The sequence below is a fragment of the Helicobacter pylori HUP-B14 genome (assembly GCF_000259235.1).
Lineage (GTDB): Bacteria > Campylobacterota > Campylobacteria > Campylobacterales > Helicobacteraceae > Helicobacter > Helicobacter pylori_CU.
Genome location: NC_017733.1, coordinates 1,439,825 through 1,465,039 on the forward strand (window position 1 = coordinate 1,439,825; position 25,215 = coordinate 1,465,039).

General features: G+C 39.8%; 25 protein-coding genes. 2 read left to right on the forward strand and 23 right to left on the reverse strand.

The window, feature by feature from the left end:
- Window positions 1-61 precede the first annotated feature (61 nt).
- On the forward strand, window positions 62-1,114 hold the full coding sequence (locus HPB14_RS06970; RefSeq protein ID WP_000748339.1) for a cytochrome-c peroxidase: 1,053 nt from the start codon (window positions 62-64) through the stop codon (window positions 1,112-1,114).
- Between the two features lie 294 nt (window positions 1,115-1,408).
- Here HPB14_RS06970 and HPB14_RS06975 read toward each other — a convergent pair whose 3' ends face one another.
- Genes HPB14_RS06975 through HPB14_RS06995 form a run of 5 tightly spaced genes read right to left on the reverse strand, consistent with a single transcriptional unit; the run spans window position 1,409 to window position 5,413 of the window.
- Complete coding sequence (locus tag HPB14_RS06975; protein ID WP_001053479.1) at window positions 1,409-1,996, reverse strand: META domain-containing protein; 588 nt, start codon at window positions 1,994-1,996, stop codon at window positions 1,409-1,411.
- 18 nt (window positions 1,997-2,014) lie between these two features.
- On the reverse strand, window positions 2,015-2,692 hold the full coding sequence (locus tag HPB14_RS06980; RefSeq protein WP_001202842.1) for a hypothetical protein: 678 nt from the start codon (window positions 2,690-2,692) through the stop codon (window positions 2,015-2,017).
- 2 nt (window positions 2,693-2,694) lie between these two features.
- Window positions 2,695-3,510: an MlaD family protein gene (locus HPB14_RS06985; protein ID WP_000439506.1), complete on the reverse strand. Its 816-nt coding sequence runs from the start codon at window positions 3,508-3,510 to the stop codon at window positions 2,695-2,697.
- Window positions 3,495-4,280 (reverse strand): ABC transporter ATP-binding protein, encoded by a 786-nt coding sequence (locus tag HPB14_RS06990; protein ID WP_000994586.1) that lies wholly within the window; start codon window positions 4,278-4,280, stop codon window positions 3,495-3,497. The genes HPB14_RS06985 and HPB14_RS06990 overlap by 16 nt, the downstream gene beginning before the upstream one ends.
- The gene (locus tag HPB14_RS06995) at window positions 4,280-5,413 is read right to left on the reverse strand and encodes an ABC transporter permease (protein ID WP_000845829.1); all 1,134 of its coding nucleotides are present in this window, start codon (window positions 5,411-5,413) and stop codon (window positions 4,280-4,282) included. The genes HPB14_RS06990 and HPB14_RS06995 overlap by 1 nt, the downstream gene beginning before the upstream one ends.
- A 133-nt stretch (window positions 5,414-5,546) precedes the next feature.
- On the opposite strand from HPB14_RS06995, the gene HPB14_RS07000 reads away from it, so the two are divergent.
- Window positions 5,547-6,242, forward strand: a complete 696-nt coding sequence (locus HPB14_RS07000; protein ID WP_000473460.1) for an outer membrane protein — start codon at window positions 5,547-5,549, stop codon at window positions 6,240-6,242.
- 4 nt (window positions 6,243-6,246) lie between these two features.
- On the opposite strand, the gene ilvE is transcribed toward HPB14_RS07000, so the two are convergent.
- From ilvE to hemJ, 18 genes are all read right to left on the reverse strand, one after another.
- The gene (gene ilvE / locus HPB14_RS07005; RefSeq protein WP_001284862.1) at window positions 6,247-7,266 is read right to left on the reverse strand and encodes a branched-chain-amino-acid transaminase; all 1,020 of its coding nucleotides are present in this window, start codon (window positions 7,264-7,266) and stop codon (window positions 6,247-6,249) included.
- Window positions 7,267-7,316: 50 nt separating this feature from the next.
- Window positions 7,317-8,063, reverse strand: a complete 747-nt coding sequence (locus HPB14_RS07010; protein ID WP_000919437.1) for an outer membrane protein — start codon at window positions 8,061-8,063, stop codon at window positions 7,317-7,319.
- A gap of 113 nt (window positions 8,064-8,176) precedes the next feature.
- A complete protein-coding gene (polA, locus tag HPB14_RS07015; RefSeq protein WP_000437546.1) occupies window positions 8,177-10,852 on the reverse strand; it encodes a DNA polymerase I in 2,676 nt (891 codons plus the stop codon).
- Between the two features lie 66 nt (window positions 10,853-10,918).
- On the reverse strand, window positions 10,919-11,506 hold the full coding sequence (locus HPB14_RS08495; protein ID WP_049789616.1) for a restriction endonuclease subunit S: 588 nt from the start codon (window positions 11,504-11,506) through the stop codon (window positions 10,919-10,921).
- Entirely contained in the window at window positions 11,503-12,186 is a 684-nt protein-coding gene (locus HPB14_RS08500) for a restriction endonuclease subunit S (RefSeq protein ID WP_041199454.1), read from the reverse strand. Before HPB14_RS08500 ends, HPB14_RS08495 begins: the two co-directional genes overlap by 4 nt.
- Entirely contained in the window at window positions 12,183-14,222 is a 2,040-nt protein-coding gene (locus tag HPB14_RS07030; RefSeq protein WP_001147687.1) for an HsdM family class I SAM-dependent methyltransferase, read from the reverse strand. The genes HPB14_RS08500 and HPB14_RS07030 overlap by 4 nt, the downstream gene beginning before the upstream one ends.
- A gap of 32 nt (window positions 14,223-14,254) precedes the next feature.
- Window positions 14,255-14,830 (reverse strand): ComF family protein, encoded by a 576-nt coding sequence (locus HPB14_RS07035; RefSeq protein WP_001203619.1) that lies wholly within the window; start codon window positions 14,828-14,830, stop codon window positions 14,255-14,257.
- Window positions 14,818-15,393: a dTMP kinase gene (gene tmk / locus HPB14_RS07040; RefSeq protein ID WP_000289699.1), complete on the reverse strand. Its 576-nt coding sequence runs from the start codon at window positions 15,391-15,393 to the stop codon at window positions 14,818-14,820. The genes HPB14_RS07035 and tmk overlap by 13 nt, the downstream gene beginning before the upstream one ends.
- A gap of 1 nt (window position 15,394) precedes the next feature.
- On the reverse strand, window positions 15,395-15,868 hold the full coding sequence (gene coaD / locus HPB14_RS07045) for a pantetheine-phosphate adenylyltransferase (RefSeq protein WP_001169275.1): 474 nt from the start codon (window positions 15,866-15,868) through the stop codon (window positions 15,395-15,397).
- Entirely contained in the window at window positions 15,868-16,431 is a 564-nt protein-coding gene (locus HPB14_RS07050; protein ID WP_000780113.1) for a UbiX family flavin prenyltransferase, read from the reverse strand. Before HPB14_RS07050 ends, coaD begins: the two co-directional genes overlap by 1 nt.
- A gap of 9 nt (window positions 16,432-16,440) precedes the next feature.
- Window positions 16,441-17,097 (reverse strand): flagellar basal body P-ring formation chaperone FlgA, encoded by a 657-nt coding sequence (gene flgA / locus HPB14_RS07055; protein WP_000699047.1) that lies wholly within the window; start codon window positions 17,095-17,097, stop codon window positions 16,441-16,443.
- Window positions 17,094-19,139 (reverse strand): DNA helicase UvrD, encoded by a 2,046-nt coding sequence (gene uvrD / locus HPB14_RS07060; RefSeq protein WP_014658546.1) that lies wholly within the window; start codon window positions 19,137-19,139, stop codon window positions 17,094-17,096. Before uvrD ends, flgA begins: the two co-directional genes overlap by 4 nt.
- Window positions 19,139-21,673 carry a tetratricopeptide repeat protein gene (locus HPB14_RS07065; protein ID WP_000931047.1) on the reverse strand — a complete coding sequence of 845 codons (2,535 nt, stop codon included), beginning with the start codon at window positions 21,671-21,673 and terminating at the stop codon, window positions 19,139-19,141. The genes uvrD and HPB14_RS07065 overlap by 1 nt, the downstream gene beginning before the upstream one ends.
- A gap of 9 nt (window positions 21,674-21,682) precedes the next feature.
- Complete coding sequence (gene serS / locus HPB14_RS07070) at window positions 21,683-22,930, reverse strand: serine--tRNA ligase (RefSeq protein WP_000567152.1); 1,248 nt, start codon at window positions 22,928-22,930, stop codon at window positions 21,683-21,685.
- Window positions 22,931-23,728, reverse strand: a complete 798-nt coding sequence (locus HPB14_RS07075; RefSeq protein WP_001262066.1) for a carbon-nitrogen hydrolase family protein — start codon at window positions 23,726-23,728, stop codon at window positions 22,931-22,933.
- A 3-nt stretch (window positions 23,729-23,731) separates the two neighbouring features.
- The gene (locus HPB14_RS07080) at window positions 23,732-23,992 is read right to left on the reverse strand and encodes an exodeoxyribonuclease VII small subunit (protein WP_001150341.1); all 261 of its coding nucleotides are present in this window, start codon (window positions 23,990-23,992) and stop codon (window positions 23,732-23,734) included.
- Window positions 23,993-24,001: 9 nt separating this feature from the next.
- A complete protein-coding gene (gene ubiE, locus HPB14_RS07085; protein WP_000711710.1) occupies window positions 24,002-24,742 on the reverse strand; it encodes a bifunctional demethylmenaquinone methyltransferase/2-methoxy-6-polyprenyl-1,4-benzoquinol methylase UbiE in 741 nt (246 codons plus the stop codon).
- A gap of 26 nt (window positions 24,743-24,768) precedes the next feature.
- Window positions 24,769-25,215 carry a protoporphyrinogen oxidase HemJ gene (gene hemJ / locus HPB14_RS07090; RefSeq protein WP_000506511.1) on the reverse strand — a complete coding sequence of 149 codons (447 nt, stop codon included), beginning with the start codon at window positions 25,213-25,215 and terminating at the stop codon, window positions 24,769-24,771.

Here is a 25,215-nt window from a genome sequence, read left to right on the forward strand (position 1 = left end):
TTAAAATGGTGGTTATAATAAGAAAGTTTTTTTATTTTTAACGCTATTTTAGGAGTTCATCATGAAAAAATCCATTTTATTGGGCGTTTGCCTGGCTTTTTCTTGCGTTTATGCCTTGAACGATTTAGAATTGATCAAAAAAGCGAGGGAAAGCCAATTAGAACCCATGCCTATGGGCAAAGCGCTCAAAGAATACCAAATCAAAAAAACCAGAGATGTGGGTATTGGCGCTAAAAATAGCGAAATCATGACCTCCGCTCAAGTGGAATTAGGCAAAATGCTCTATTTTGACCCTAGGATTTCCACTTCCTATCTCGTGTCTTGCAACACATGCCATAATCTGGGCTTAGGCGGGGTGGATCTAATCCCAAGCGCTATAGGCTCTCAATGGAAGAAAAACCCCCACCTTTTAAGCTCCCCAACGGTGTATAATTCCGTGTTTAACGATGTGCAGTTTTGGGATGGTAGGGTTACGCATTTAAACGAACAGGCGCAAGGGCCCATCCAATCTTCTTTTGAAATGGGGGCTGATCCCAAAGTGGTGGTAGAAAAAATCAATTCCATGCCAGGCTATGTCAAGCTCTTTAGAAAAGCTTATGGCTCTAAAGTCAAAATTGATTTTAAATTGATCGCTGATAGTATCGCTATGTTTGAAGCCACGCTTATTACCCCAAGCCGTTATGATGATTTTTTAAGAGGCAATCCTAAAGCGCTCAGCAAAGCCGAAAAAGAGGGGCTGGATTTATTCATTTCTAAAGGCTGTGTGGCTTGCCATAACGGCATCAATCTTGGGGGAACGATGCAGCCTTTTGGGGTGGTCAAACCTTATAAATTCGCTAATGTGGGCGATTTCAAAGGCGATAAAAACGGGCTTGTGAAAGTGCCTACTTTAAGGAATATCACCGAAACGATGCCTTATTTCCATAACGGGCAGTTTTGGGATGTCAAGGATGCGATTAAAGAAATGGGCTCTATCCAGTTAGGCATTGAAATCAGTGATGCAGAAGCGAAAAAGATTGAAACTTTCTTTGAAGCCTTAAAGGGTAAAAAACCTAAGATAATCTATCCAGAACTCCCTGTGATGACAGACAAAACCCCTAAACCCTCTTTTTGATTTCAAAAAGTCCCTTTAATGGGGCTTTGATTATGAAAACTTAAAAAATGCTTTTAGCGTTTTTGCAACCAATGATAAAGAGCTTGACTTTAGTCAAGCGATAATTTCTTAAAAAGCGATCTTTATGGGGTTTAGAGGGGTTTAGTTGGAGGGTTGTAGGGGGAGGATTGTTCCAAAATACCCCCTATCCCCTTAAAAGAATGAGTTTTACCCCTATTTTTAAAAATTTTTTAATCCCTTTATCATTTAGAATGTTTTTTGATTTTAGATCGTATTAAAACACAAAACATAAACTCATGGCGTTTTCAAATAAATTTTCATTTTTTGGTTGTCTAAAATGAGCGTGTCTTTGCCCTTAGTTACCGCAAAATTACCCTTAAAATTCTCCATAAATTCCAATTCAAACGCCATCAAATGCTCATCTTTACACACTTTCCTTGAAATCCCGCTATCTTCAATTGCGATGTGCCTATCGCCCTGCCATGTGTAGCTGGCAAAATACCGGTTGCAATAGCCTTTCCCATAAATACGATTTTCTTTTTGATCAAACACAAACTCTCCCATAGAGCTTTTAGGCTTTGGCTTCTTTTTAAAAAGCTCATACCAGCGTTTTCTTTTTTCTTTTTGCTCCTGCTCTTTGGCTTCAATCGCTGCTTTATCTTCAGGTAAAGCGGTATTTAAAGAGGAGTCTTGCTCTTCTTCATGCTCTCTAAAAGCACTATCAGCGAGCATGGTTTCAATGTCATACACTTGATGGTTTATTTCTACTTTTTGGATATGCCAATCGTTGCTAGAAAGTTTTTTATCAAACATTTTTAAAAAAAAACACCCCGAAAAGACACAAGCCGTTAAAACGCTTGCTCCAGCCAATCGTAAATTCAAACAATTCCTCCTGATGTTTTATTTTTTTAACGGGCTTACGCTTTGCGCTTCAATGGCTTTTTTAATCAAAGAAATCGCTTCTTGCATCGCTTGCGTGCTGACATGTTGGAGGGATTGTATCGCGCTTTCTTGAAAATCTTGATTGCCATTTTTACTCGTTTTGGTCGTTTTATTTTCCAAGCTAGAAATATTTTCATGCTTAATGATCACCCCAGAATGCGAATCGCCTTTCACGCTAATATCATAGCCTAGCGCAAATTCCGCCCTATAGGTAGAATTTTCTTTTTCTAAAAGAGAAAACGATAAAATCGTAAAACGAACCGCATAAGTGGGCGCGCCCGCACCATAAGGGGGCAAAGCCACGCCTAAGCATGCTTTTTGCGCTTCTTGCATGAACATGGTTTTTAGCATGTTGCGAGGCAAGTCTATCCATTTTTGGTGCTTCCCATGCGTGATCTGCCCGTCTTGCGCTTTAAACACGATCTCTTTAGTGTTGAATAAATCCGCGCTCAAAATACTAATGAGTCTCACTTCAGTCAAAGGTTTAGGGCATTGCGTGATTTCAAAAGAACTCGCATTCAAATCATAAGTTCTGATCTCTGGTAGCATTTGTTTTAAATTGATGCTCAAGCAACCCTGAAGCAACAACGCTAATGCTGATGAGAGTGAAAAGATTTTTATCGCTGTAGCTCTCATGATTATTTCCTTTCTCCAAAAATCGTTTTATAGGGGTTAGCGTCAAATTTATCTATCAAAGCAGAGCCTTTTTCCACAAAATTATCAATGTTTCTTAAGCTCAACTGCGCTTGCATGATTAAGGGAGTAAACATCGCCTTAAAGTCGTATTGCCCCTGTTTGACGCGCTTATCCACATCTAAAGCCACATTATTGACATTAGAAACAAGATTGTTAGCGTTGTTGATCAAGGAATCAAATTGAGTCTTTCTTGAATCCAAGTTAGCGATGAGATCATCCACTGAAGCGAGAATGTGCTTGAATTTTTCCACATTTTCATCGTCTAAAATCCTATTCACATTCCTAATCGCTTTCATCACTTCTTGCACCACTTGATTAGCATCGCCACTCAAGCGATCCATAAGCCCTTCTTTAAAGATTAAAATCCGCTCCCCTTTATCGCCGCTACCATAAAATTCTTCATTGTGGCTTTGCTCTAAGGCTAAAAATTTTAACCCCATAAACCCCCTAGAAGAAACCGCCACTTTGGAGTCTTTGCGGATCTTAACGCTGGATTTAATCATCAAATCCAAACGCACCACCCCCACTTTATCCTTTGCAAAACCCACTTTGATGACATTACCCACTTGAATCCCTTTGTAATTAATGGGCGAGTTGGTCGCAATGCCTCCCAAGTCTTTGTCCGTATAGACCACGTATTCATAATACTTTCCGTCATCTAATCCCAAATGGCCTAGCCATAAAATAAAGCCTACCATGCACACTAAGCATAAAAAGAAGAGCCCGCCGATTAAAGTGTAATTCACATGCCTTTCCAAAATTTCTCTCCTCGTGTTGAATTGAATAAATTGCCTTCATCTAGCCCTTGAGTTTGAGCCTTTTTAATAAAATCTTTTAAATCCCCATTAAATTCTAATAGCCCATCTTTGAGCATGATAAATCGATCCACGCAATCATGCACGGAGTCTAAATCATGCGTGATCATCACCACCGTAAGCTGCAAGCTCTCTTTGAGTGTCATGATGAGTTCGTCAAATTTGCCCGCGCTATAAGGATCTAGCCCGCTTGTTGGCTCATCTAAAAATAAGATCTCCGGATTAGTCGCCATAGCCCTAGCTATACCCACGCGCTTTTTCATCCCCCCACTCAATTCATAGGGGTAAAGGTGGTAAGCCCTAGGGGGCAAACCCACTCTTTCAATCCACATTTTAGAAATTTCTTCAACAATTTTTTTAGAATAAGCGCCGTATTGCTCTAGCATCACGCCCACATTTTCCAAAACCGTTAAAGAGCTATAGAGCGCGCCAAACTGGAAGCAAATGCCACAACGGTTAAAAATCTTTTGCTGCTCTCTTTCTTTGAGTTTCCATATATCTTCCCCAAAAAGCAACACTTCCCCTTTTGTAGGGCGATTGAGTAAGATCATGCACCTTAAAAGCGTGCTTTTACCGCTCCCTGAACCCCCTAAAATCGCCATCACTTCGCCCTTATGCACGCTAAAACTCACGCCCCTATGAATAATGGTGCTTCCAAAAGCACTATGGAGATCCTTCACTTCAATTAAGACTTGATTGTTAGTAGCGTTCATTATATGTTCAACTTAGAAAAGAGAATAGAAAAAATAGCGTCTAAGAAAATGATCCAAAATAACGCATTCACGACGCTAATAGTGGTCAAGCGCCCAATGCTCTCAGTATCCCCCTTGACTTCAAACCCGCGCATGCACCCTACCATCGCAATCGCAAACCCCCAAAAAGGGGCTTTGACAATCCCTACCAAAAAATGATTCCAGCCCACTGTGTCATGCAATCTGTCAATATAGCTTGGAAAGCCTAGATCCAATTGGTATTTAATCGCAAACATGCCCCCAAGAATGGCGAACGCATCGGCGATAAACACCAATAAAGGCAAAACAATCACTAAGGCTAACACCCTAGGCAACACTAAAAATTCAAAAGGGTTAAAGCCCATGGTTTTCATCGCGTCTAATTCCTCAGTGATCTTCATCACCCCAATTTGGGCGGTAAAACTGCTCGCGCTCCTCCCGGCAACCACAAGGGTTAAAATGAAAGGGCCGATCTCTCTTAAAGCGAGTTTGGCCGTCATTTCCACCGACATCAAAGGCGCGCCCAAGTCTTGTAGTTGTAAAGCCCCTTGCAAAGCAACGGCAAACCCCACGATAAACACCGTTAAAATACTCACCGGCAAAACCTTAAACCCGGATTCATTGATATGATAGAGCAAAGGAGTGATACAAAAGCGTTTGGGGTTGAAAACGCTTTTAATGAAGTAAAATAAAATCATGCCGCAAAAATTGAACGCATTTAAAAAGGTGTTATAAGTCTCTACGATACTCTTACCCAATTTAGTGATCATGAGTTCGTATTTTTTGCCCGCTTTTTTAGTCTCTAAATCCTCTTCTTTTTCAAGCCAGTCTTTAACCACTTTCAAAGCGCATGCGTTATTCTCGCTCACGTTACACAATTCAATGTTTAAAGAACGCTCCTTAACTAAATCAAATAAAAACATGCCAAAAACAAAATCCACTTTTTGACACTCTGAAAAATCCATTCTTAAAGACCCTTGATGATCTAATAAATTTTTTTTCAACTCATCTAAACGAAACACGCTCGTTCTAAAATCCCAATCCCCTCTTAAAATCAGCACAGAGTTAGCCCCATCTTTACGCATCTCTAAAAATTTTTGTTTCTCTGTCTTCATTAAAATATATTCTCTCTCAGATTAGGTAAAATCTATTAACAAAATTTTGTTTGTTAAAACGACTATTTTAACACAATGATAAACCAAAAAGTTAAACAACATTCCGTTTAATAAAGGATTAATTATTTTTAAAATGTTTAAAAAAATCATTTTTTTGTGCGTTTTTTTGATAGGGGGATTTGTCATTCCATCTCTTGATGCCATGCCTATTTTGCACAATAAAACCCCCAAAAAAAATTACCAAGAAGCCCATGAAAAGCTCTATAGAAGCATCATTAACCGCCAAAAGCTCACACGCAAAAAAAGCGGGTGGTATTTTTTAGGAGGGTTTGGCGCCGTAGAGGCCACTAAGGACTATCAAGGCAAGGAAATGAAAGATTGGATCGCCACGCTCAATTTAAAAACCGGCGTGCAAAGTTTTTTTAAAAAATATATCGGGATTAGGGGGGTTTTTGCATGGGATCTTGGGTCAGGAAAAGTGAATTACCAAAGCCATAAAGATCCTACCAACTCTTTTTTTACCATGCTTGCGGTGGGTTTGGATGTGATTATGGAATTCCCTTTAGGGAGTTATAAGCATTATTTAGGGGCGTTTGGGGGAGCTAGGGGGGCTTTAGTCGTTTATACAGACAAGCAAAATTTCAAGTTTTTTAAACATTCGGTGGTTTCAGGGGGCTTAGCGATTAATGGGGGGGTTATGCTCACGCTTTTTTTAAGGCACCGCATTGAATTAGGGTTTAAAATCTTACCCACCGCCAGATTGCTTTCTAGCTCCAAACGCTTTGAGACTTCGCCCCTATTTTATGCGGCATACAGCTATAAATTTTAACCTTTTAGCCAACTTCAAAAATCCAATCTTTGGGGGCTTCTTGTTCGCCTTGCTGGATGGATAAAAGCAAGTCATAAAGTTGTTTAGTAATATGGCCCGGCGCTTCAAAAAAATAAGACTTGTTATTATGTGCGATTTCTTTAATGGGCGTAATGATTGCGGCTGTCCCGCACGCTCCGGCTTCTTTAAACGTGCCCAACTCATCCACTAAGATCTCCCTCTCTTCTATGTTGAGTTTCAAATATTCTTTAGCCAAAACCATCAAGCTTTTTCTGGTAACGCTTGGCAGAATGCTTGGCGAATGCGGGGTGATAAAGGCATCATGCGTGATGCCAAAAAAATTCGCCGCCCCCACTTCTTCAATTTTAGTGTGCGTGGTGGGGTCTAAATAAATGCAATCATCATAGCCTTGCTCTGTGGCCATTTTGTGGGCTAACAGGCTTGCAGCGTAATTCCCCCCCACTTTCACCCCCCCGGTGCCTTTAGGCGCGGCCCTATCAAAAATCGTAGTGATAAACCTAGCCCCCCCTTTTTCTATGCCCCCTTTAAAATACGCCCCCACCGGTGCGCAAAACACGATAAAAAGGTATTCACTGGCCGGCTTTACCCCCAAATTATCCCCCACGCCTATGACAAAAGGGCGCAAATACAAACTCGCCCCGCTTTTATAAGGAGCGAGCCATTTTTGATTCGCTTTAACTACTTCAGCGCATGCCTTTAAAAACAGCTCTTCGCTCACTTTGGGCATGAGCAGTCTTTCGCATGAAGTTTGCAAGCGTTTGGCGTTTTCTAAAGGGCGGAAGAGTAAAGCTTTCCCCTTTTGAGAGCGGTAAGCTTTCAAGCCTTCAAAACAAGCCTGCCCGTAGTGTAAGACCGGCGAGCCTTCGCTGATTTGTAACACATTTTCGCTCACCAATCCGCCTTGCGACCACGAGCCGTTTTTATAAGTAGCGATGAAGCGAAAATCCGTTTTAATGTAGCTAAAGCCTAAATTTTTCCAGTCTAAATTTTCTAAATTTGCCATTTCACACCTTTAAATGGATAGTTTCAGGCGTGATTGTATCTAAAAAGGGGTTAAAAATCCCTCAAATAACTGATTTGAAACGCATAAACTCTACGCACATCAGCCTGTAAGGTGTATCCCTTTTCGTTGGTGATGGAGAAAAGCTGGTGCGTGATCGTAGGCACTTTAATCCCTAATTCCAAACTATTGTGTTTAGCGATATGGGTGCGGACCCCAAACTTCCATAAAAACTGGAAATTGGCCGGGCTATAACTGGAATTGCTGTGGTGTTTTGCATAATGAGCGATCTCTTTACTGATGCTCGTTGCCCAACTATCCCCGGCTAATTGGATCCCCACGACAAAACCAAAAACCATGTTTTCTTTATTCACAAAATTCCACAGCGTATCTAACCCCACGCCATAAGTGAATAGATTGACATAGTATTGCCCTTGATAGGAATCCCTCTCCGTTAAGGTATTCCCACCAAAACTAAAGCTATTGTAAATAAACCCGCTCTCGCCCACCGGGATACCCTTTTTCATCACGCCAAAGCGGTTGTGCGCGTAGTCAAAAAACCCATAATAACGCGCACCAAACCATTTTTTCTTGCCAAAAAATTGCTTATAGCCCGCTTCAAAACCCGCTCCTGCGTAAGGCGGGAACTTTATCAAAGGTTTTTGCAAGCCGTTGTCATTCACCATTTTAGTCTGATTTTGTATCATGCTCACCTGGTAATTGACTCCCACAAAAGCCGCGCTCTCTTCAGCGCTCGCTAAAACACCCAAAGCCCCTAACAATATAATTCTTTTCAACATTCAGTCTCTTCCCTTTATTTTTTGATAATGACTTTATATTATATTAGCTTAAAATGGCTAAGTATTACTTATAAAGAAATAATAATATATTTTTTCTTAAACTCAATTAAAAACTAACCTTTTAATTCATTCCAACGATTAGCGATAAACGCACTCGTTTCTAACGGCACCCTCAAAGGATACACTTCATCATTGAGAATGCGTTGGATTTCTTGCTGCAACTCTAGGGCGTTTTTTTCTTCAATTTCAAAAATCAATTCGTCATGCACTTGCAAAAGCAGCCTCACTGAAGGGTTATTTTTGAAACGCTCGCTCACTTTGAGCATGCCTAATTTCAATAAATCACTCGCGCTCCCTTGAAAAATCGCATTCACGCCCTCTCGCAAATAATTGCCCTTAACATAGTCATTCACGCCATTAAAATCAAACACCCGATAACGCCCAAGCAAAGTAAAGGCTTTAGAAGTTTTTAAAATCTCTTCTTTCATGCGGTTTAAATAATCTTTAATGCTAGGGAATCGTTTGAAATACGCTTCTATGTAGCTTTTAGCCTCGTTTAAAGAGATGTTTAAAGTTTCGCTCAATTTCTTACTCCCCATGCCATACACCAGCCCAAAATTAATGCTTTTAGCGATGGATCGTTTTTCTTTGGCTAAATCTTCTCCAAACAGCGCCTTAGAAGTTTCTAAATGGATGTCTCGCCCCTTTAAAAACGCCTCCATTAAATCCTTATCCTGGCTGAAATGGGCTAACAAGCGCAATTCAATTTGCGAATAATCCACCCCTAATAAACAATATTCTTTAGAGCTAGCGATAAAGCCCTTACGAATGAGTAAGCCTTTAGGCGATCGCACCGGGATATTTTGCAAATTAGGCGAATGCGAGCTTAAACGCCCGGTAGCTGTGCCGGTTTGGATGAAAGTGGTATGGATTTTATCGTCTTTGTCTTTTAAGCGCAATAAGGGGGTGGTATAAGTGTTAAAAAGTTTATTCAATTCCCTGTATTCTAAAATCAAAGGGATGCTTGGGTGCTTGTCTAGGATTTTTAACAAGTTTTTTTCATCGGTAGAGTGGCTTTTATTTTTAGGAAGCCCTAATTTTTCATACAAGACTTCGCTAAGTTGCTTGGGCGAATTGAGGTTAAAACCCACGCCGATTAAATCCAAAATCTGGCGCTCTAAAACGCTTAATTCATTCTTAAACTCCTGCTCTAAGCGCTTGAAATAAGGCGCATCAATCTTAAAGCCTTGAAATTCCATGCCCATTAAGACTTTCATAAAGGGCGTTTCAACTTCTCTAGCTAAAGCAAGCAAACCCTCTTCTAGCCCCCCTTTTTCAAAATACTCGCACAAACGCTTTAAAGCGTTTAATTCCAAACTCAATTGCTCTAATTTCTCCGCTTTAGCCTTAAAATCTTTGATTTTTTCATGCGGGATTAAATCTTCTTTTAAATATTCCTTTAAAACTTCATCAAACCCCACTTTTTCCGGATTTTTTAAAAACGCTAAAATTTGAGTGTCCTGGATGCGAATGTTTTCTAAAGACACCTGATATTTGGCTTTTAAAAAGCTCAACAAGGGCTTTAAATCATGCCCAACGATTTGTGCATGCTGTAACATTTGAGAAAAAGCGTTTTCTAAAAACTCTAAAGAAAAGGGCGAAAATAACGCCTCTTCTAAAGGTAAAAAATAGCCTTGATCTTGTAATAAAAACGCTAGGGCCAAAACTTTTTTTTCTTTATTTAGCACCAAACGTGCAAAAACCCTTGCATTAGTTTTTTCTAGCTTTTCTAAAAACGCGCTCAAAGGCGCGGTATTTTCCAAAACAATCATGTGCGATTTTTTAGGGGCGTTGTCTAATATAGGCACGTTTTCTAATATGGGCGCATTTTCTACAATTAAAGGCGTAGGGGAATTTTCTAAATCCCTTAAAGTGGAAATAAAACCATATTCTTTCAGTTCGTCTTTGATTTTCAATAAGGGGTTTTCGCTAGGAAAAGCGCAACTCAAAAAATCAAATTCCTTAATGCATTCTCTTTCTAAAGTGGCTAATTCCTTGCTTAAAAACGCGCTTCCTTTGTCTTGTATAAGGGCTTGATACATTTTAGGGCTGAGTAAATTTTTCACCAAGTCTAAATTTTCATAGATTTTTTCCAAACTCCCTAATCGCTGTAACAATTCCTTAGCGTTCTTGCTCCCAATGCCTTTAACCCCCTTGTAATTGTCGCTGCTATCCCCTACAATGCCCTGATAATCCGTGAATTGACTCGGCAAAATCCCATATTTTTCCACGCAATCTTTCACCAAAAACTCCGTTTTGCCATCAAAAAGCGCGATCTTATCGCTCAAAAGTTGGTTAAAATCCTTATCTTTAGAATAAATGCGCGTTTTATAAGGGCTTAGCGTGGCTAGGCTTGCGATCACATCATCGGCTTCAAATCCATTCACTTCCACGCAAGTAAAACCCATTTTTTGCAACCATTCTAAGGCGATAGGGATTTGTAAAAGCATCTCTTTGGGGGCGTCTTTACGATTTTGTTTGTATTCGCCTAATTTCTCAGCTCTTTTAGTTTTAGTCTGGCTTTCTAGGGCGAACACGATAAAAGGCATGTTTTTTTTATCTTTATAAAATTTTTTAACCATGCCCACAAGACCCGTTAAAAGCCCTGTAGGAAAGCCCTTATCGTTCGTTAAAGGCTTATTTTTAGCGCTCATGTAATAGCTTCTAAACAAATACGCAAAAGTATCAATTAAAGCCAAAGTCCCCTCTTTAATGACTGGCTGCTCCATGACTCAATCCCTCTTCAATCAAGCAAATTTTAAATTTATTGTAACACAAGCTGGACCTCATCTCTTTCAAAATAACGAGTCTTTTTGAACGGGCGTTTCTTGGCTGATGATTTCTTTTGTGGCCTGAATTTTAGCGTCGCAGTATTGAGCCACGCCTTGAATGGTTTGTTTCATCAGGGCGTTTATAAAGGTGTGCATGAAGTTAAAATCAATACCATCAATGGTTTGAGTTTTAGCGGTGGGTTTTAGGGGTAGTTGGATTTTTTGCTCCCTAAAAGTTTTATCAATATCCCTAACTAATACACTCAATAAAGGGCGTTTTAAGGCGTTTAAAAGCGTTGTGAAATAGTGGGCTATGCGTAAATCAATTTTATTTTCAATTTCAGTTTTTGGTGTGATTTTTCGCATGAATTGTCCCGCATACCATGACTTTTTACGATAGAAAAAATCCATTTGTAAAAGCCCTAAACTCCAAGTAAATGGTGGGTTTAAATTTTCTGCATTGACAAATCCTGTGGTTTGCAAAACGCCTTGATTTTGCGAAGTTCTTGTAATATAATCGTAATCTTGTCCTTGCGTTAAAGCGTCTTTATTAAAGCTTAAGGTTTTTTCAATTTCAAACAAATCCCCTAATCTGAAGCTTTGCCATGTCAAGCCGCATGGGGTATTACCCCCCCCCCAGAATTGTTGCCATTGAAAACGTTAAGGGCGTTTTCTTCATCGCTAGAAAGGGTGGTGTTTTCTAGCCCTGTAGCTTTTAAATAAGCCTGAAGTTCGGCGAGCCGACACTGCTCAAGTTCGGCGAGCCGACACTGCTCAAGTTCGGCTATGAATTTTTCCATGAAATCAAAATCAATATCATCAAGGGTTTGAGTTTTAGCGGTGGGTTTTAGGGGTAGAGAAAATTTAAACTCCGCAATGCTTTCTGTTGTAGAGCCTAGCCCCCAAGTCAAGGGTTTTAAAATAAATTGTAAAATCGCACTTATAAAATGTAAAATTTTAGGGCTTTTGAAAGCAAATTTTGGTTTTAAAATTTTAACCTTATTGCCTGTAAAATAAGGTTGTTTTTGATAAAACACGGTGAAAGTGTCTTGCGCGAACGAAAGGGTATTTTTTTCATTAGTAAATGTAGGGTCATCTACAATAAAGCCTTTTATACCATTGTTGGTTGTAGCGCGCACGACATAAGGGTAGCTGTTTTCTATTTGTGTGTCATGGATTTTTATCGTGTTGGCATGATAAATTTTCTTACTTGACAACACTTCAAACAAATCCCCTAATCTGAACTCGCCCCACTTAATAGCGTTGAGTTGGCTATTAAGGGGGCCAATCACTTTGGGGGCGTTTGGTTTTTTAAAATCAAGCCCACTTCATAAGAAAGGTAATCGGCTATCGTTCTTTTAAAATCCTCTAATTCGGGTTTAGCCTCATTCTTTTGATGCGCTTCAAAATTAAAGTCTTTAGCATGCTTGTTTTCGCACGGCTTAGCGATAAAATCTTCAATATAGATTGTTTCTAAATCGCCCCACAGCTCTTTAGAGACTTTGGCGTTTAAGCCGGCTTTGTAAATTTTAATGATTTCTTCATAGCGTTTGGTGGGGTTAGAGGTTTCATTTAAGCCTCTTTTGGTGCGTTTGAAACCATCGTTTCTAAAGTCTATGAATTTAACGGACTTTTCATAATCGTGCGGCTCATGGGCTTTAAAAATATAGACGCTCGTTTGCACACCGGCTTGAGGCATGAATAAATCAGTAGGCATTTTAACGCTCGCTAAAAGCGAATGTTTTTTTAAAATTTCAACATTGGATTTTAAAGCTTGCCCGCTCCCTGCACTATCTTGGATAATGATCGCTCCTAAACCGCCCTTTTGCATGCGCTCTAACCCGAACTTGATAAAAGGCATGCCGTTTTCTTCGTAGCTAAAAGGAGGGTTTAATAAAAGGATATTGGGTTTGAAATCTTCATAAATCTTTTTATTGGTTTCAAAAGTGTTGCCTTTGATGATCAAACTTGAGCCATCGCCTCTTAAAATCATGTTAGTGGTGGCTAGGGAAAACATTTCAGCGTTAAGCTCCACGCCTAAAAGCTGCGTGGTTTTCATGGCTTTGATTTTTTCGTTCGCTTTAGTGGTGTTTTTACCATAGGTTTTTTCAATGTCTTCAATCATTAACACCATAGAAGAAATTAAAAAGCCCGCGCTCCCTGCGGCCAAATCCATCACAAAAGATTTCGCATTAACCCCTAAAAGTTCGCTCATCATTTTAGTTACATAAGGCGGGGTTAAAACAATGCCCAATTCCTTACCATCCCCTAAAGCGTATTTTAAAAATTCGCTATAAAGTTCGCCCATGATGTCTAAATGACCGGTATTGTCGCTTTCATTAATGGGCTTATGGACAAACTCATAAAGAAAGGTAAAAATTTGCTTAGTGATGCTTGAATCTTTTTCTAAAAGCATGCTTATGGCTTTATCCAGGCTCGTTATTTTATCGCGTTGCGGGTCTTTACTGATTTCTTTAAAACTGGCGAGCATGAGATCTCGTTTTTCTTCGCTCAAGTTTTTGGTTTTTAAAAATTCGCTGATTTGGTTAAACACTAAAACGCCATCACGGCTAGTGTCGGTCAATTCGCCTTTTAAATCGCTTGGTTTTAAGCCCCCTTTTTTGCCCTTAATTTCTTGCATAGATAAAAGCATGCCGCTCACGTATAGCACGCGCTGAGGCGCGGTGATGTTGTGGTTATGCATCAGGCGGTTGAGTTTTTTAGCGGTTTCGTTCAACTCGGCTTTGGTTTTGATTAAAATGAGGTGTTTTTCTTCTTCAGTGAGCGTGCATTCTTTATAAAAAGCGTTAAACGATTCTTGATTTTCTAAAAAATGCAGGTTTTTAGCGTTAGTGAGTTTGTGCGAATTGATCCCGCTCGCAAAAACATAATACACTTCTATCAAAAGGTTTTCTTCATCGTCGCCGGCGATGCCTATGGCGATGCATTCTTTATATTTTTCTTTGTTTCTTAGGATATTTTGAGCGTAGTGTAAAGCCCCATTCACGGCGAATTTTGAAATGGAATGATCATCGTTTGCAAGCGTGCTGTTTTTGAGCTTTTTTAAATTTTTAGCGTAGAGTTTGTTTTCTATGATTATAGGGATAACGCTCCCTTTATTTTTAGGGTGCGTGTATTTTTCTAAGCTAAAATCTGGCTCGCCATAAGAAGTTTTATCTTTAGTTTTACTCGCATTCAAAAGGGCGTTTTTAAGGCTAGGACTCATTTGGCTTTTAACATTAAAATCCTTATTTTTCATAAGCCCTAAATGGGTCAATTCTTTTTTGACATAGTCATCAACATCATCTTCTAACCGAAAAGCTTGCATATTTTTATCCTTTTAAAAAATAAAATTATAACTCATTCATCCGCGCTGCAAAGCACGATCGCAAAGTGCGTTTTGATGTTTAGGGTTTTAAGGTGTTTTAGGGCTTCTTTTAGGGTGGTGCCGGTGGTGATAATATCATCTAACAAAAAATAATCTAAACTTTCATCGCCTTTAAAGGTGAAATCCCGTGGGTTGTTCATACGAAATTCCAGGCTTTTCCCGGCATACGAAACAGCGTTAGTCGCCCTTAAAGTCCCATAAGTGGGCTTTAAATTGCCTTGGCAAAAGCCTTTTAAAAGCGCGGCGGAATGCGAATAAAAGGATTTGATTTTATCATCAATGGCGATGCCATGAAGGGGGGTATTCAAGCCTTGTTCTTGTAAGATTTTCACAAATTCTTTGCCGGCTTTTTGAGAAAGCAAGGGCAAAATGCGAGAGCCAATCAGCGCGTATTTGCTTTTAATGAGTTCTTCTATTTCGCTATAAGCGTAAAAACTATACACGCTCACGCCCTCTAAAACCCTTATTCTTAAGCTTAAGGGCAGATCGTTTAGGCAATTTGGGCAAAGGGGCTTGAAAGAAAGCTTCAAACAGGTTAAACAACGCATTCAATAAAAGCGGCGATTTTTTCGTGCAAGTTTTTAGCGCTTTTTTGAGCGTCTAATTCCAAAACTTCGCACCCGAATTTTTCTCTTAGCGCATAAGCGTGGGTTTTGAGCTTTTGCTGGATGGTGAGCAATTTTTCTATGCCTTGGTTTTCTATTTTGTCTAAACTTTTAAGGCTTAAGCGCTGTTTTAAGCCCTCTTTGTCTATCACTAAAAGAATGATTTTTTCAGGCAAGACGCTTTGAGTGGCAAGCAGGTTTAATTCCAAGCTTGAAAATTGGCTATAAGCCATGCCAGAGATCAAACTCCTGTCGCTAATGATGAGCCTTTTTTCTTTCAATGCCGGTTTGATCACGCTTTCTACATGCTCAGCCCTATCGCTTAAGAATAAAAACGCTCGGGCTAATTCGCTGATGTTTTCATTTAAAGCGATACGCCTTAAACTTTCGCCTATTTTTGTCCCCCCTGGCTCTTTGGTAAAAAGGGCGTTTTTAAACCTGTTTTTTAATAATTCTACTTGAGTGCTTTTGCCCGCGCCATCAACGCCTTCTAACACCACATACATTTTAAGCCTTTGAAATCAAAGGATAAATTTCTTTAGGCACTAAATGGCTCGCATCGCCCTTATGCGCGATAATGGATCGCACGATAGAAGAGCTTATGAAAGCGTTTTGTAAAGTGGGCATGAAATACAAGGTCTCTAATTCGTGGTTTAAGGATTTGTTCGCATAGCCCATTTGCAATTCGTATTCAAAATCGCTCACCACCCTTAAGCCCCTAACTAGCACCTTACAATGGTATTCTTTAGCCAGATTGGCTAACAGCCCTTCAAACGCCACGCATTCTACATTTTTAAAACTTTTAGTGGCCAGTTGCATCATTTTTAAACGCTCTTTTAAACTAAACATGGGATTTTTAGCGCTTGAATGCGCCACAGCGACAATGAGCTTTTCAAACAATTCGCTAGAGCGGTGGATAATGTCTATATGCCCATTCGTTACCGGATCAAAAGTGCCCGGGTAAATGCCGATTTTTTGCATCAGTTCATTCCCCATCGTGGGTATAAGTCATTTTCTATCCCTAAGCTGTCAAACCACTTCCCCACTAAAAAATCTTGCATCGCTTCTAAAGTCTTGCTCTGGGTGTAATAAGTCATCACCGGCGGTGCGATGATTGCATTAGAATGGGCGAGTTTGAGCAAATTTTCCAACATGATAGCGCTTAAAGGCATTTCTCTAGGGGCAATGAGTAAGGGGCGCTTTTCTTTAAGCATCACAGAGGCGCTCCTAGAAATCAAATCCCCCCCAAAGCCATGCGCGATTTTAGCCACCATGTCCATGCTCGCTGGAATGATCGCCATTTTATGGATGCCATAACTCCCTGAAGCGATGCTCGCATGAATATCTTGCTCGTTAAAAAAAGTCGCACTAGGCCGTAAGTCTTTCATGGCGTTTTTAAGGTTAATATTCGATTCTTCTAACGCCACGACATGCGCGTTTTTAGACGCCACGACAAAAACTTCAATTTCTTTGGGTAATTTTTCTAAAAACCGCAAGGCTAGGGGTATCCCGCTCGCCCCACTGATGCCTAAAACTAATTTCATGAATATCCTTTATAAGATTTGCGCTTTAGAGCTGCTCAACACTTTCGCTTTTAAGATTTTATTGCTTTCTAAATTTTTCGCTTGAATGATTTGATTAAGCGCGCCATTTTCTAGGGCTTTTAGGCTTATTTCTATGCTGATTTGCCCCTCTTCATACACCCCGGTGATGATGTCGTTTTTACGCACGATGATTAAGGCTTGGGTTTTATCCATGCTTAAAAGCGTGTTAGGGGGGATAAAATTTTTCGCACTCACTTTATCGATCGCGCCCTCTAATAAGGGGTTAGAAAGCGCGCCAAACAAAACGCGCTCTTTTTTAGTGTTGTTAGCGGTGATGTTCTCGTCTTTTTTAATCGCGCTAGCGCTTTTAAAAGCCTGCATGCTGCCTATCACGCTATAACGCACCGGTAGGCGTAAATTAGGCTCATTTTCTAACCTTAAAAACACGACCCCATCTTTTTTAAGCTTGTTAGAAGCACTCAATTCATAGCTTAAAATGGAAGCGTGAGAAAAACGCTCTGGGATTTCTAAGTTAATGGTTTCAATTTCTAATTTTAAGTCTTGGTATTCTTTGAGGTAAGTTTCTTTAATTTCTGTTTTAAGCGCGTTCAAATCTAGGGCGAACAATGCGTTTAAACCTATCAAAAAAAGGGTTAAAATTTTCAAAACTCGTTATCCACTTTTTCTACAAATTTTTCTGAGATTTTATCATAGACATTCCCTCCGCAATTGATTTTCAAACACAAACCGCTCAAGCCCTTTTCCACGCCTAAAACCCTCCCGGTGCCAAAAATCTTATGTTTGATCAAATCCCCCACTTTAATGGGCGTATTTTTTTGGTGATTTTGTTTAGGGGTTTGATCGCTTTTAAGTAGCTTGGCTTCTTCTAAAAACACAGAGGGCGAGCAAGAAATTTTCCTCCCAAAATACGAACGCTCTTTGACATAAGAAAGTTGCAATCCTTCTTTAGCCCTAGTGATCGCTACGTAAGCCAAGCGCCTTTCTTCTTCCAAATCGCTTTCTTGATTGAATCCCCTATGCGGGAAAAACCCTTCTTCTAATCCGATCACAAACACATGCTTAAACTCTAACCCCTTACTCATATGCACGCTCATGCAGCTCACTTTTTGCGCGTTTTCTGTATTGTGAACATCCAACACGCTTTCATTCAAAAAATCCAGTAAAGAATGCGTGGGGTTAGTTTTAAAATGCTCTTTCACTAAACTTAAAAGCTCTTTAACAAAGCCCTCTCTTTCTTCGTAATTGTCTTCTTTTTCATAGCTTTTTAAAAGATTAGTCTCTTCTAAAAACCGCTCGCAAAACTTCTCCACTGAAATTTCAAAAGCCTCCCTCAAACGCCCTATCATGGCCATGAATTTCTTTAAAGCGTATTCGTTTTTAGAGTTTAGTTTGTCTTTAAACGCCCCAAGTTTTAGCGCTTCTTCTAAATTCAAATCCTCTTCATCTAAAAGAGAAAAAATCCATTCTTGAGTGATCTTGCCAAGGCCTCTTGGGGGCTTGTTTAAAACGCGCTTAATAAAAAAGCGATCGTCTTTTTTCGCCACTACATGCATGAACGCCAAAGCGTCTTTAACCTCGGCTCTTTCATAAAAACTCAGCACCCCAATGAGCCTATAAGGGATATTCAAAGCGTTCAAACTCTCTTCAATGCTGCGGCTAAGCCCGTTTAAGCGGTACAAAATAGCGATATTTTCTAAATTCTCGCCCTTCTTTAAAAGGGCTTTGATTTGATAAGCCACATCCAAACTCTCTTCTTTTTGCGTCAAATATTCCTTACAAACCACGCTTTTATGCGAGCCTTTGAAACTCTGAAGCGTTTTAATATGGCGGTGTTGGTTATGGCTAATCAAAGAATTAGCGCACGCTAAAATTTCAGCGCTAGAGCGGTAGTTGGTCTCTAATTTCACTATTTTAGCCCCTTTAAAATGCTTGTAAAAATTTAAAATATTAGAAATATCAGCCCCCCTAAACCCATAAATGCTCTGATCGTCATCGCCCACCACGCACAAATTATGATGCGTGCAACTCAATTGTTTTAAAAATTCCAATTGCAGGGCGTTCGTGTCTTGATACTCATCTACCATGATGTAATGGTAGCGCTCGCTAGTTTCTTTGGCGAGTTTTTCATTATCTTGTAAAATCTTAAGGCTTAAAAAAAGCAAATCATCAAAATCCACTAAATTGTCTTTTTTGAGCGCGTTTTGATAAAGCTCATACGCTTTATAGCATTCGCTATCTTGCATGCTCAAATCCATCATGCCGTTTTTGATTTGAGAAATATTGGCTCTAAAGTTTGAAATTTTGAGCTGCTTGCACAGCGTTTTGACTTCATCGCTATCTAGCACCGAAAAATCGCACGCCCTTTTTAAAAGATTCATGTGTTGCCTTAAAAACAGCAAACCAAAACGATGGAAAGTGCAAAGCAAAGGGGGGATAAGGGCTTGATTGTTCAATAATTTCAAAGCCCTTTCTTGCATTTCTTTACTCGCTTTATTGGTGAAAGTGAGCGTTAAAGTGTTCTCGCTAGGCACGCCACAAGCGCCAATCAAATACGCTAAACGGCTCGTTAAAGTCTTAGTCTTACCGCTCCCAGCTCCCGCTAAAATCAATAAAGGCCCTTGAATGTGGCTTGCAGCGATTTTTTGTGCTCCGTTCAAATTGCCTAAAATGCTTTTTTCAAAATCCATCATTCTAAAAACTCGCCCTTTTTTTCTTGACTCAAACGCTCTTTCAAAAGGTTGGCATCAATTTCAAAATCAAAATAAGGCGACGAAAAATCAGAGGTTTTAATGGCTAAAAAATGGTTTAACGCTGATTTCAAGTCCCCTTTTCTTTGATACAACAACCCTAGAGCATAACGGATATTTTCATTATTAGGATCGTCTAATTTCCCAAGCTCTAGCCATAAAGCGGCGTTATTGTAATTGCTTTGCGCGATGTAGGTTAAACCCGCTAGGATTTTTAAGCGCACCTCATTGTCCTTAAGCCCATCAATTAAGTTTTGATACAACGCGCTCGCTTTTTCATACTGGCCTTGAAACAAACTCACTAACGCTAAATTTTCTAACCAATCGTTAGGGGCTTCGCTCTCTTCTAAACTGGCGATTTTTTGCTCTAGTAATCTTTCTTGATGATCCAAATCATTGACCATAAATCCCATGTAAGTGTAGAAATGACGCCCTAAAATGGGCCCTTGCATGGTTTGATCCCAACTGATTTTATGCGAATCTAAAAGGGTGTAAATGCTTAAAGTGTGGCGGATACTCGCATCATAATACGAAACGATTTCATAAAAAATATTAGAGATGAGATCTTTAGGGAGCATTTTTTTCAAATTCCCAAAAGATTGCACCATCAATTTTTTATCCTTGCTCTCTTTAGCGAACACCGCTTCTAGCGCGTAATAAAAAGGGAGCTTTTTAGGGGCGTTTTTAAGCCAGTCCATATCCCAATTGGTGCGGTAATTCAAATAAGCAATGAGCGAAGACAGTAAGGCTTTTTGCGTGGGGCTAGAAAAATCCTGACTATAAAAATTCTCTGTGATTTCTCTTAAAAACTCCGTGGTGTCTTCGTGGGTGAAATGCGAGGCTAAAATTGCAAAAACCGCGCTCAAATAATCCGCAGAATTCAAATGGAAAGCCCTTAAAAAATGGAAATAAGCTTTGTGGTAATTTTCTAATTGCGCATAAATCAAGCCCACATTATAATGCAAAAGTGCGTTATCGGGGCTATTTTTTAAAGACAAATCAAAAAAAGAAAGGGCTTTTTTTAGGCGCTTCTTTTCTAATTCTTTCAACCCTTTGAGCGCGTTTTTATCCGCTATCGCCATCAAACGCCCCCTTTTAAAAGCAAGGCTTGCCCCCTCTAAATCCTTTTGCGTGTCAGAATCTAAAAGAAACAGCCCCTCTTCAATCACGCCTAAGGTTTCTTTAGAGTCTAAAACCTTAAAAGGGGCGTAATAAAACAACAAACGATAGATAAAATCCCTTTTACCTTCAAAATATTGCGTGTTCCAAAAACGCTCTTTGGCTCTTTCTTTGTCTAAAAAAACAGGGTTGATAGTGGGCTTGATGGGGTAAAAAGAGTTGGCTAGCGCACTATCTTCTTTTGTGTGGCTGGCTAATTTTAAGGCTTCGCTCGCTTTAAGGGTGTCGCCTTTTTTCAAACTCACCAATTCCAAAGCCATCAAAGCGTTTAAATCTTTAGGGTAGTTGTGCAAATAATGCTGCAAATGCTCCAAAGCCTGCTTGTAATGGCCCAAACGCGCCTGCAAAAGCCCTAAAGCAAGCTCATCTTGGGCGTTTGCGCTTTTTTGTAATTGCTTGTAAGCGTTCGTTTCATCTTTAAACATCAAAAACAATTTAGACGCCAAACGCGCGTTAGGCTTTAAAAAGGCGTTGGAATTAGGGTGCATTAAAGGCGAAAGGGCCTCAAAATACTCTCCAGCGTAATAGGATTTGAGCGCGTAAGCGTAGGAATAAAAAGACTTTTTATAGTCTTTATACAAAGTGTCTCTCACAATTTTTAGATAATGATAATACAAATCCTCATCTTGCAAATGATAAGCGCTCACTAACGCATCAATCGCGCTCACGCTCGCGTTTTCTTTAGAAGCGATGCTAGAATCAAACAAATCCAACGCCCCGTTAAAATCCTTTTCCTTAAACTTAATCACCCCTAAATTATGGCTCGCAATCCCTTGCGAAAAAGAAGCGGCCTTGTCAAACAGGTGTAAGGCTTCATCTTTTTGCCCTTGCTCATACAAAAGGCTCGCTTTTTGCATCATCGCATCCACTTGATTTTCATCGTTTCGTTTGAGGGAGTCCTTGCCGATTAAATCGGGTAAGTCTAAATTCTCTATTTGCCCCTCGGCTTGTGTGTTGTTAGCGTTGTTGGTGTCGTTAGGCGTTTCGTTATTGGCGGTGGCGGTATTGGTTTGTAAAGAAGTTTGTTTATTTTCTTTTTTATGCCCTAGTAACAAACTCAAAGCCACAGTGAGTGCGACGAGTGAAAGCAATATTCCAAGCGCGATATAAAGCTTTTTTTTATTGTGTAAAATCTGTTTAAAAAACTCTTTAGAGCTTTTGATTTTATTAATCGTCTGCTCTAAAGCCTGCTTCAAAGAGGGGATTTTAGAATGAATGCCCTTTAGGGGGGTTTCTTTTTCGTTTTTGTTTTCGCCCCCTTTTTCTTCTAATGAATTTTGCTCTTCATTCAGCACAAGCTAGCCTTAAAGGTATTTTTCTAACGCCTTAGGAATATGAATGCTCCCATCCGCTTGCTGGTGGTTTTCCATTAAAGCGACCATCGTCCTGCCTACCGCTAAAGAAGAGCCGTTTAAGGTGTGCACTAACTGGTTTTTTTGATTTTCTTTGAAGCGGATTTTGGCTCGCCTAGCCTGAAAATCCCTCGTGTTAGACACGGAGCTGATTTCTCGGTAACAATTTTGCCCAGGCAGCCACACTTCAATATCTATCGTGTTGCTCGCGCTAAAGCCTAAATCCCCACTGCACAATTGCACGAACCGGTGCGGTAATTCCAAAGCCCTTAAAATTCCGCTCGCGCTCTCTAGCATGCACTCTTGCATCGCATCGCTTTCTTTAGGGTGCGTGATAGCCACTAGTTCTACTTTATCAAATTGGTGCTGTCTTATCATCCCCCTTGTGTCCTTGCCCGCGCTCCCTGCTTCGCTCCTGAAACAAGGCGTGTGTGCGGTCATTTTAATGGGGAGGTTTTCAACGCTAATAATGGTGTCGTTGTATAGATTGGTGAGCGTTACCTCAGCGGTAGGGATCAAATACAAATTTTCATTTTCTATTTTAAAAACATCTTCTTTGAATTTGGGTAATTGCCCGGTCCCAAAAAGCATTTTTTCATTCACTAACGCCGGCGTGTAGATGATTTCAAAGCCATTTTTTTCATTAAAATCCAACATTAAATAAATGAGTGCGCGATAAATTTTCGCCCCAAAACCCCTAATGACCGAAAAACGGCTTTTGGCGAGTTTCACGCCGCTTTCAAAATCAATCCAGCCATTTTGTTGAGCGAGTTCAAAATGCTCTTTGGGTTTGAAAGTGAAAACCCTTGGGGTTAAGATTTTTTTAATTTCTATATTATCTTCTTCGCTTGCACCTAAAGGGGTCTTTTCATCCACTAGATTAGGGATTATGGAAAGCTTCAAATCAATTTGTTGCTCCAATTCGCCCACGCTTTTGGAAAGCTCATTCAGTTTGATTTTATTGTTTTCTAGCTCTTTTTTGAGATCGCTTGTATCCACTTTTTGAGCCATTTTGATACCAAATTCTTTAGAAACCTTGTTTTGAAAGGCTTGCAAGCCCTCTAATTCAATGAGTTGCTTTTTATAATGCGTGATGACTTCGCGCAAACGCTCCAACTCATCACCCATCGCATTATTACGCTTTTTTAAAGAAAGAGCCACCTTGTCAAAATCTTGCAATAAAAGTTTTCTATCAATCATTCAACCCTCTTTAATCGTTCTAAAATGCCACAATTTAGCCCATTCGTCTATATCGTTTTTATCTATTTGAGCGCTCAAAGCCCCCATTTTACCCTCTAAAGAATCTTCAATAGCGCCATTAGGCAAGGCCACAAAACTATCCCCATAAAATTTCCACAAAAATTCGTTTTTTTGATCTTCTTCTACAATGATTTGGCGATACGCTCCGATCCTATTAGCCCTAACCACCACGCAAGAAGCACAAAAAGCGCGCATCTGGCACAAAAGCCGCCACCTTTCATTGGATTCAAAAGTGGCCGCACTGCTTAAAAGCACCACATCCACGCCCTGATTTTTAGCCTGAACCCATATTTCATCAAAATGCGCTTCAAAGCCAAACAAAGGAGCGATTTTTAAGCCGTCTCTTTCAAAGACTAATAATTCTTTAAAAGCGCTTTTTTCATTGTCAAAAAAGCTCTCTTCATCCCAGTGAGGATAGGGGATTAAGCGTTGTTGCGTGTAATGCTTCACGCTTTCTTTAGAAATGAGGGCGATTTTTTTATAGATTTTAGAATTTTCTTCTAAAAGCACCGGGGCTGAGACAATTAAGTCTAACTCTTTGCATTTTTGCGATAAAAATCCAACCGCTCGCACAGACTGCGTGCTGATTTCATTCAAATCCAATCCCATGTTATGGTGGAAAAAGGGGTTGATCACGTATTCAGGCAACACCACCACGCTTTTCTTGGGTATGGAGTTGAATAAGGATTGCATGAGGTTTTCTTCAAAAGACTCTAATTGCAAAGCAAACACCCGCATGCTTTAAGCCTTTTTGTCTGTCGTTTGGAGTTTTTCATGCTCTAAATAAGCGTTTTCTAAAAGCTTTTGAGCCAAAAACAACTCTTGCATGGCCGTTTTATACAAATCCATCCCGTCTTTTAAGGACAAGTTAGGATCATTCAAGCGATCTATGGCTTGCTCTAGGGAATGAACATGCTCTTCAAAGCTTTTTTTAGGGGCGTTTTTAGCGTTTTTAGTGTTTTTTGGGGGGATTTTTTCGGTTTCAAATAATTCATCTTGCATGACATTCCTTTAGCTTTTTTTAACAAGCATGGTCGTTGAAATTTGAGCAATAGAATCTTCAGTCCTTAAAATCTCAAACCCTGCGTTTTTTAATTCATGCTTCAAACCCTCCAAACTCAAAAACCCCTCAATGGATTGCGGTAAATAAGAATAAGCGCCATAATTCTTACTGATAGCCCCTCCCACTAAAGGCAAAACCTTATTCGTGTAAAACCCTGAGATTTTATCCAACCATGTGGGGTTGTCTTTTTTTAAAAATTCTAAAATCACTAAAACGCCCCTAGGCTTTAACACCCTAAAAAACTCTTTTAAGGCCTCTTGTCTTTCCACGATATTACGCAATCCATACGCAATGGAAAGGATATCCACGCTGTTATTTTCAACACCTTTTAAATCTTTGGCTTGAGCTTGGATGAAAGAAGCTTTGTTTTCAAGCTCTTCACATTTTTTAATGGCCAATTCAAGCATGTTATTAGAAGGATCAATCCCCAAACATTCCTTAAACTCTATGCCGCAATTGAGAGCGCTTTTTTGCCAAGCCACAAGCATATCCCCCGTCCCGCATGCCACATCCACAAGCCTTAACGCTTTTTTATTCTCCAAAAACAAAAACGCATGCTCGCAAGCCCTTTGGCGCCATTTAACGTCTAAGCCAAAACTCATCAAGCGGTTGGCTTGATCGTAAGAGCTGGCTATATCATCAAACATGTTGATGATTTTTTCTTGCTTGAGGTGCTTTTCTTTTTTCATGACTTTTCTTTTTTCATGGCTTGTCTTTAAAAAGGCTTGACAACCACTAAGATCACAATGAGAATCATTAAAATCGTGGGTATTTCATTAAACACACGATAAAACCTTGCGTTTCTTCTTGTAGGGTCTTTTTCTAGCTCGCGCATGCATTTTTTGCAATAAAAATGATAGGCTAAAAGTAAGATTACTAAAGCCAATTTAGCATGCAACCAACCCCCACTTTTAAAGAGCGCAGGCTCTATCAACAACATTAAAATCCCTGTGATAAGCGTGAAACCCATAGCCGGTGAAGCGATAAAGGAATAAAGCTTTTTTTCTTGGATTTTAACCACTCCTACAAACTCTTTTTTATGTGCGTTTTCTGCATGATAGACAAAAAGGCGCGGCAAATAAAATAACGCCGCCATCCACGAAATGACCGCTATCACATGGAAAGCCTTAACCCATAAAAAATACCCACTCAAAAATCCCAT

Bases quoted from the DNA above. Each gene is read 5' to 3' on its own strand.
- HPB14_RS06970 (WP_000748339.1), top strand. From the start codon at position 62: ATGAAAAAATCCATTTTATTGGGCGTTTGCCTGGCTTTTTCTTGCGTT.
- HPB14_RS06980 (WP_001202842.1), bottom strand. From the start codon at position 2,692: ATGAGAGCTACAGCGATAAAAATCTTTTCACTCTCATCAGCATTAGCG.
- HPB14_RS06990 (WP_000994586.1), bottom strand. From the start codon at position 4,280: ATGAACGCTACTAACAATCAAGTCTTAATTGAAGTGAAGGATCTCCAT.
- HPB14_RS06995 (WP_000845829.1), bottom strand. From the start codon at position 5,413: ATGAAGACAGAGAAACAAAAATTTTTAGAGATGCGTAAAGATGGGGCT.
- HPB14_RS07000 (WP_000473460.1), top strand. From the start codon at position 5,547: ATGTTTAAAAAAATCATTTTTTTGTGCGTTTTTTTGATAGGGGGATTT.
- ilvE (WP_001284862.1), bottom strand. From the start codon at position 7,266: ATGGCAAATTTAGAAAATTTAGACTGGAAAAATTTAGGCTTTAGCTAC.
- HPB14_RS07010 (WP_000919437.1), bottom strand. From the start codon at position 8,063: ATGTTGAAAAGAATTATATTGTTAGGGGCTTTGGGTGTTTTAGCGAGC.
- polA (WP_000437546.1), bottom strand. From the start codon at position 10,852: ATGGAGCAGCCAGTCATTAAAGAGGGGACTTTGGCTTTAATTGATACT.
- HPB14_RS07030 (WP_001147687.1), bottom strand. From the start codon at position 14,222: ATGCAAGCTTTTCGGTTAGAAGATGATGTTGATGACTATGTCAAAAAA.
- HPB14_RS07035 (WP_001203619.1), bottom strand. From the start codon at position 14,830: ATGCGTTGTTTAACCTGTTTGAAGCTTTCTTTCAAGCCCCTTTGCCCA.
- tmk (WP_000289699.1), bottom strand. From the start codon at position 15,393: ATGTATGTGGTGTTAGAAGGCGTTGATGGCGCGGGCAAAAGCACTCAA.
- coaD (WP_001169275.1), bottom strand. From the start codon at position 15,868: ATGCAAAAAATCGGCATTTACCCGGGCACTTTTGATCCGGTAACGAAT.
- HPB14_RS07050 (WP_000780113.1), bottom strand. From the start codon at position 16,431: ATGAAATTAGTTTTAGGCATCAGTGGGGCGAGCGGGATACCCCTAGCC.
- uvrD (WP_014658546.1), bottom strand. From the start codon at position 19,139: ATGGATTTTGAAAAAAGCATTTTAGGCAATTTGAACGGAGCACAAAAA.
- serS (WP_000567152.1), bottom strand. From the start codon at position 22,930: ATGATTGATAGAAAACTTTTATTGCAAGATTTTGACAAGGTGGCTCTT.
- HPB14_RS07075 (WP_001262066.1), bottom strand. From the start codon at position 23,728: ATGCGGGTGTTTGCTTTGCAATTAGAGTCTTTTGAAGAAAACCTCATG.
- HPB14_RS07080 (WP_001150341.1), bottom strand. From the start codon at position 23,992: ATGCAAGATGAATTATTTGAAACCGAAAAAATCCCCCCAAAAAACACT.
- ubiE (WP_000711710.1), bottom strand. From the start codon at position 24,742: ATGAAAAAAGAAAAGCACCTCAAGCAAGAAAAAATCATCAACATGTTT.
- hemJ (WP_000506511.1), bottom strand. From the start codon at position 25,215: ATGGGATTTTTGAGTGGGTATTTTTTATGGGTTAAGGCTTTCCATGTG.